Raw genomic sequence first — 6,587 nt, 5'->3', positions numbered from 1 at the left:
TTCATGTAGAACCTCCTGCGTTCAAGATACGAGAAAATTCTACTTATGAGCACCTCAGTTTTTCGGGGGGATTACCCATTCACTTCAGGCATTGAAATATAAAGCAGATAAGAGAGCGTTGCTTCAGGCGAAGCTTCATCTTCTCTATCAGTCTCTTTTTCTTCTTTACCTTTCTTCTTTTTCAGCGCTTGCTTGACGATCTCGTTGAATGTGGAGGTTGTTGTTACCCCGATTTTTTCAAGCTCTTCCTTCACGAGACGATCCAAGTGTCGGGTTCTCGTACCCAGATGTTCAGCTTCAACGAGATTCGAAGTTTTGAACAAATCCCGCACCGATTTTTTCTGGCATTGGCTGCTAAGTCTGGCTCGACGCTGGCCACCGAAGATTGCATCCTTGGGTGCTCCGGTATCATCACGGTTCAGATTGGAAGGGGCGAAGTTCTGGATAAGATGCAGTTCAACAAACAGGGTCATACTTTCTCTCCTTGAAGATTTAGTCGTTTGAAGTGGGGGTAGCTGCACGGTAGAAATCACTGGCCCAGCGGCGGCGTAGGCGATCAAGCTGATCCACGCTTTTCGGAGATTGGTTAAGCCATGTGGTTAAATCATTTAGCAGTAGCACATAGTCAAATCCAAAATCGTGGGCTTTCAACAACGTAATAACTTGGCGCAGAGGGTCGTCTATGCTCTCACCATTACGCTCGATCAGCGCCACAAAACGATTTTCTATCGAATTACTCGGCTTTAATTTCAACGCCAACCGCCCCATCGCTGTTGCTAGTGAAATGGACTCGAGCTTGGGAGATAGGGCCAATAATCCAGCCACGAGATAGAGCGCTCGGCATCGAGCATCTTCAGCAAGCTCATTGGCCAACACAAAGGGGTCAACATACTTGGCAACTTTGTAATAACCAGGGCCAAATCCAAGGCTACGTTTCAACTCTGCTTGGGCAATTTTATGATGTCCTTGTCGCTGATTTTCCGGTAGGTCCAGCCCCATCATCTTGGTCAAATGCTTTATAAAGTTCTGATTGGCATTACTCATTAAACGCCTCCTGTACTTTGAGCGTTGCTGGCAATTGCTTTTTGATAACACTCCGAAAACGAGGTTCAGCCTTGGCATTGGCACGCCATACGCTGGCTCCTCCTCCCAAGCAGGTCAGTTGTGCTTCCCAAGCAGCAATAGCGGCCTCTTTCAGCACTTGCTGCCATTGCCTCTCCGCGGCATCGGGGTCTTGTTCGATAAGAGCTAGGGTCGCCATCAGGGCGCGCTCGGCGCGGGCAAAGAAGAGCGGTGTAGCGGGGCCAGCATCAAACAGGGTGCGAGCCCTGCTGCGGGAATCTTTCTGCTGACTGTCTGGCAGGGTATCCGCAATCAGCTGCACTGCGGCTCCTTTAAACGACGCAAACAGAGTCTCGGCCATCTCCAACATCAGGCGGGCCGCTCGGGTCACCTCGGGTTGATCCAGCAGAGCCTGCGGCAACTCTAGTTGCTCGACTCGCCAACGCAGCAACTTGGCCTGATCGCTGGCAAGACCTGCTACCAACAGACGAAGATGCACTTTACCCAGCGATTCGTTTAAGCGGGTGGCATTCTCAATGATGGCTGCCGGGCGCGAGCCCCCATCGGGCAGCAGGGCAGGCAGATCGCGCCAGAGGGCTTTTCCTTCAATAAACGTAAGGCAAACTGGTTTCTGGCTACCTTCACGAAAACTTGCCATAGGATCAGGTGCATGGGGGTCCTCTTCCAACCCCTGCCCGGCGGCAAAGCGCAGCCAGCGGATAGCGCCATCATCTTCTCGTTGAAACAGCACAGCCCGGGTCTGACGGGTATAGCGATCATTGGGCCCAGAGGCGAGTAGGGGCGCAGCCTTGAGATCGGCGACGGTGAGCGCTGGCCGCTCCCAGCTCGGCAAGTCTTCATGGTCAGGCGAAGCCGGATGCAGGCCCAGGATAAGGGTCTGCGCCAGGGAATCCCCCAGTGGTAAAGCCGCCGCAGTATCAGTTAGTGGGCCCATTTTGTCTGAAACTCGCAACACCTGAATCAATCCACCAGGTGTACACTGCAAAAAGCCGAGCAAAGTCCGAATAGCATGAGACGGGGAAATGGTAACAGGCGCTGTGTCCAAAGAGTGGTTAAACACAACGGGGGCATTACCGCTGACACTCGCCAGATCTATTTGCGTCCACGGCTTAAACTTATCAATCGTCTCAGACGCAGTGGCTAATTCAGCCACCTGCATAAAGGGATGCTCGGGGTGAAACAGCCAGAAACGATCGCGCCACTTTTCCAGGTAGGCGATGATGGTCTCGGTGGGCAGCACATGGCTAAACCAGTGACGCAAGTCCCGCTGACCCCAGTTAGGCGTCTGTGCGCTCAGGGCTCTGTGAGTGATGGCAAGCAGCAGGCGATATTGGGCCATTAAGGATGGCGGCGCCGTCTCGGCCAGGGCCACTATATGCGGCGCCTGCTCAAAGAGGGCTAGCAGGCCCAGCTCCCTGACCTCGCCGCTTAGCATCCTGACCGGCAGCCAGGGCTCGTCGAGCAGATTAAAACGCATTGTCATTGTCACTCCTTTGGTTATTCCCTGTTCTGGTAGATAAGCCCCAACTCCCCATCGAGCCAAACCACCAGGCTGCCATCCAGTTGCGCCCTGCCGTCGCTATCGAGCAACAGCGGGTAGCTGTAGCGAAGCAGCGGGCTCTGAGCAAAGGCTTGCACGTCGGGTTGCTGCTTGATGGCCTTAACCAGGGCCTGATTGGAGAGGCTGAGCTGGCGGGCGCAGAGCTGGCAGGCCAGTTCAGTTGAAAGAGTTGCATCGAGCGCGAAGGGCTCAGCATCAGGCGTCAAGGCCACCCCCTTGTCAGAGACAAAGAGCGGGATCACGGTGACGCTGGGTTTGCCCAGCCGGGTGCAGTTAATTAAGCCTTTGTCCTCGCCCTCCCCCTCTTCGTAACCTCTGGGCTTGTTCGAATAGGCAGTACCCGGGTCTGCATCGGCCCTGATAACAATATTGCGGGCCAGCTGCCGCTGGAGTTGCTCTGCAGCCAGATAAGTGGCGTAGCTGTATTCCTCGATATATTGGCGTAGCGCCTCACTCACCGAATCGGGCAACTCCCCATCGCCATAGACGGCCTGAACCAGCCGATCGATATCCTGGGGCAGTTGCAAGCTGGTTTCGCCAAGGAGCCGCACCCAGGTCATGGCGAGCAGGTAGGGATCGTAGACAAAGCGCCAACGGGTGGTCGCCAAATCGGGTAATTCACCGGGTAAGAGTCCGGCTACCGTCAACATCGGCTGACGATGGGGCTCGGGGCGATGGGGGCGCTGATGGCGATGCAAGCGCCCCACCCGCTGCAAGAGCAGATCGACCGGGGCGAGATCGCTGATTAAAAAGTCAAAATCAATGTCCAAAGATTGCTCGACAACTTGGGTTGCCACCAACAGGGCCCGGGCCGGGCGTTTCCCCTCTTTACCAAAGGTGGAGAGCACGGCAGCTTCTCGCTGTGCCCGTTCATCGGACGGGAAACGGGCATGAAAAATCTGCAGGGTGAGATCTTCCGGCGCCTTGGCCTTGAGCAGGCTATAGAGCTGCTGCGCCCGCTCGACCGTATTGACGATGATGGCGCCGCAACCGCCGTGGGTCAGGGCCTCAAGTGCTACGCAGAGCAACTCCTCGGGTGTAGTACCGCATCCGGCCAACCGGACGGGCTCCATCATTCGGCTTTCTATCTGGTCATCCCAGTCGAGGCCCCTGTCATCGGCAAGCACCAACCGCGGATAGGCAAGCTCTGGCAGCACGGCAGGGTCAACCCGCCATGCCTTGAGCAAACCATCACGACGCTTGGTTGGCAGGGTGGCACTCATCAGGATAACTGAGCAGCCCAGGCCTTTTAGCCAGCGCAGCAGCGCTTCAATCAGCCCTTCGGTATAGGTGTCGTAGGCATGAACTTCATCGAGCACCACCACTCGATTGGCCAGCCCCCAGAGCCGCACGAAGTGATGTTTGACATTCAGCACAGAGAAGAGCGCCTGATCGATGGTGCCCACTCCATAAGGAGCGATCAGCGGTCGCTTGCGACGGGAGAACCAGCGGGCGGCTTCTACTCCCTCACTCTGCTTGCCATCTTCACCCCACACGTCCTTGAGCGCTGCCATCATCTCGTGACGAGCGGCGCCACCGTGGATCAGTTGCAGATCGGGCGCCGAACCGTGTGCAAAAGCATCCATAAACTGGCGAGCACGGGCAAACAGTGCATTGCCGGTGGCCTGGGTTGGCAAGGCCAGATAGAAGCCGCGATGGCCATTCGTACGCTGCAAGTGCAGATGCGCCATAAAGGCGAGCTCTGTCTTGCCCTCCCCCATGGGGGCCTCCACCAGCAGCAAAGCGGGCCCTTGGCTCGCTTGTAACAGCTCTATACCCTGGCTCTGCAGGGCTCGTGGTATGACAGGCTTATCGGCAGCCAACATTTGGCCAAGTTGCCTATCAAGTGGGACGGGTTCTGCGAGCAAAGGTGAAAAGGAACGCCAGCCGATCGCCGTCAGCGCCTCATGAGCCAGTCTTTTGGCATGGAGGTAGTGTTGCCTGAGATCGTCGTGACGAATACCGAGGGGAAACCACTCGGGGTTAGAGCCGATCCAGTCGGAAATAGAAGTCAGCCCTGCCAGCCAATTGATGGCAGGTAGCGCCAGTTCGTCAGCGGTAATCACTCCTGATGGGGTCAGCACCTTCCAGTAGGTATCGAGCAATGCCTGCCGGGCTTGCTGCCATGCCTTATCTTCACGCAGCGGCAAGCCATCCCCAACCTCCTTTGTGGTCAACGGGTAACCGTGATGAGCTCCAACCGCCTCAGCCACATTCAGGCACCAAGGGGTCTCGGCACCTGTGTGTACCGGTAGCCATTTCTTCAAAATGGCGGTCGAGGCACAGTCATGGCGATTACTGTGCAGCGATGTACTGGCAAAGGTCAGTCCTTGAGCCTTGGCAAGTGCCTGCCCTTGCTCCCATTTTGCTTGGAATCCCGGGATGGCCTTGCCCACATCATGCAAACCAGAAAGCGTCGCCAGCCAACGGGGAGCCCCCTCAACCGACATACCAAATTGACTGGCCAGGTGTTGATGGGTAGTGGCGGGTTCAAGCTCGAGGATAGCTTCTGCTACCGCCGCGACATCTAGCATGTGAGCCAGCAAAGGGTGGCCTTGATCCTCGCCACTCTTGGCCCAGAGAACCGCAGCCTGTGGGTCTAGGTTTGAAAACAGAACAGGCTCATTTACTCCATCCATTGCGGGGTCGCCTCCGGCACTCAAGTGTGACTCTCGACTGTCATTATTCCCCTCTCACTGGCTCACCGGCTGAGCCAGTGGTGCCACTGCCTCGTGTTTTTTTAATCCGGCTTCCATGGCCGCTATCACACTCTGACGTAGTTCAAGTGGCGCAAGCACCTCAACCTCGCCACTAAAGCGCATCAGGTCGCGTACCAGTTCGCGTTGATCGGCATAGGGGAAAGTGAGACGAATATGACCGCTTGGCTCTATGGTTTGGAGCTGCTCCCGGTGCCACTGCACATCTCTGACCCAAGGGGTAGCAGATGGGTCAAAGCGCAGTTCGGCCTGTTGCAAATCAGCTCCGGCGAAGATGCCATAGCCATTTGCAAAGAGTGCATCCAGCTCTGGTGTCCCACATTCGCAGGCGGCTTCATCCAGCGCTTTGGGTTCGACTATTCGACTCAAGGCAAAGAGGCGCAAGGCCTCTCGTCCATGGCACCAGGCAAGCAGATACCAGTTGTCCCGATACCAGCAGAGACGCTGTGGCGATACTTGACGCTCTTCGGACTGATGTTGTGTGGGATGATAGAGAAAGTGGAGTTGACGCCTGGAAAACAGCGCTTGTACCAGAGGTAGGAATAGCTCTGGGGGCACGTATTGGCGCCCGATGCTTTCCACACGCAGGCGATCAGCTTCATTCTGCCACTGGGGACCCAGTAAATCTCCGATACGTGCCTGCAACTGAGCCACCCCCTGCTGCTGCAGACCCGGTTGCACATCCTGCAGCAGGCGATTGGCCATCAAGAGCGCAAAGGCTTCCGATTCGGTAAGCCAGACGCCCGGCAAGGTAAACCGACCATCATCGGTATCGTAACGATAACCACGAGCGGTCGGGTCCCAGATTATTGGCGCCTGATAACGGTCTCGCAGCAATTCCAGCAGCCGTTTGAAAGTGCTAGCTGAGCACGCAAGTCGTTCGAGTATGACGGAGCGTGGAACAGGGTAACGGAAGTCCAATAGTAACTGGTGTAAGGCAAGGGCTCGGTTAAGTTGTTCCATTCTTCTGTTAGGTTATTGGTTAATAACGACTAAGCTACCACTTAAGGAATGGAAAAACCCTATCGAGTCTCACATATACGCGACCTTTAAAGACCGAGCGTTATCTTAGTTTCTTGTATTTCGCTACTTGTTCGAGGAAGTAGCGACCCAGTTCACCTTGATGTTGGTTCGCTTCGCTTTCGGCGCTGGCCAAGTGACCGTTGCGCTCCTTCCATACCGCATATGCGGCGGCCTTCTCGACCTCGACCCGTTCTTGCTGCTCT

The 6,587-nt window shown here is 55.8% G+C and carries 5 protein-coding genes; all 5 read right to left on the bottom strand.

The annotated features are described in order from the left end of the window. Positions 1-71 precede the first annotated feature (71 nt). The 5 genes from OKC31_RS21170 to OKC31_RS21150 are packed head-to-tail and all read right to left on the bottom strand — an operon-like array spanning position 72 to position 6,324. Positions 72-473: a type I-E CRISPR-associated protein Cas7/Cse4/CasC gene (locus tag OKC31_RS21170; RefSeq protein WP_270657693.1), complete on the bottom strand. Its 402-nt coding sequence runs from the start codon at positions 471-473 to the stop codon at positions 72-74. Between the two features lie 19 nt (positions 474-492). Then, positions 493-1,044 (bottom strand): type I-E CRISPR-associated protein Cse2/CasB, encoded by a 552-nt coding sequence (gene casB, locus OKC31_RS21165; protein WP_270657676.1) that lies wholly within the window; start codon positions 1,042-1,044, stop codon positions 493-495. Beyond that, a complete protein-coding gene (gene casA / locus OKC31_RS21160) occupies positions 1,037-2,566 on the bottom strand; it encodes a type I-E CRISPR-associated protein Cse1/CasA (RefSeq protein WP_270657674.1) in 1,530 nt (509 codons plus the stop codon). The genes casB and casA overlap by 8 nt, the downstream gene beginning before the upstream one ends. Positions 2,567-2,580: 14 nt before the next feature. Then, positions 2,581-5,283 (bottom strand): CRISPR-associated helicase Cas3', encoded by a 2,703-nt coding sequence (gene cas3 / locus OKC31_RS21155; RefSeq protein ID WP_270657672.1) that lies wholly within the window; start codon positions 5,281-5,283, stop codon positions 2,581-2,583. 54 nt (positions 5,284-5,337) lie between these two features. Further along, positions 5,338-6,324: a helix-turn-helix transcriptional regulator gene (locus tag OKC31_RS21150; protein WP_144714582.1), complete on the bottom strand. Its 987-nt coding sequence runs from the start codon at positions 6,322-6,324 to the stop codon at positions 5,338-5,340. Positions 6,325-6,587 lie beyond the last annotated feature (263 nt).

The sequence above is a fragment of the Aeromonas sp. Y293-4 genome (assembly GCF_027705905.1).
In the GTDB taxonomy this organism is placed as follows: Bacteria; Pseudomonadota; Gammaproteobacteria; order Enterobacterales; family Aeromonadaceae; genus Aeromonas; species Aeromonas veronii.
Note: the sequence above shows the minus strand (reverse complement) of the source record. Positions and strands in the feature narration are given on the sequence as shown.

Coding starts and splice junctions, on each gene's coding strand:
- cas3 (WP_270657672.1), bottom strand. CDS start 5,283: ATGGATGGAGTAAATGAGCCTGTTCTGTTTTCAAACCTAGACCCACAG.
- OKC31_RS21170 (WP_270657693.1), bottom strand. CDS start 473: ATGACCCTGTTTGTTGAACTGCATCTTATCCAGAACTTCGCCCCTTCC.
- casB (WP_270657676.1), bottom strand. CDS start 1,044: ATGAGTAATGCCAATCAGAACTTTATAAAGCATTTGACCAAGATGATG.
- casA (WP_270657674.1), bottom strand. CDS start 2,566: ATGACAATGCGTTTTAATCTGCTCGACGAGCCCTGGCTGCCGGTCAGG.
- OKC31_RS21150 (WP_144714582.1), bottom strand. CDS start 6,324: ATGGAACAACTTAACCGAGCCCTTGCCTTACACCAGTTACTATTGGAC.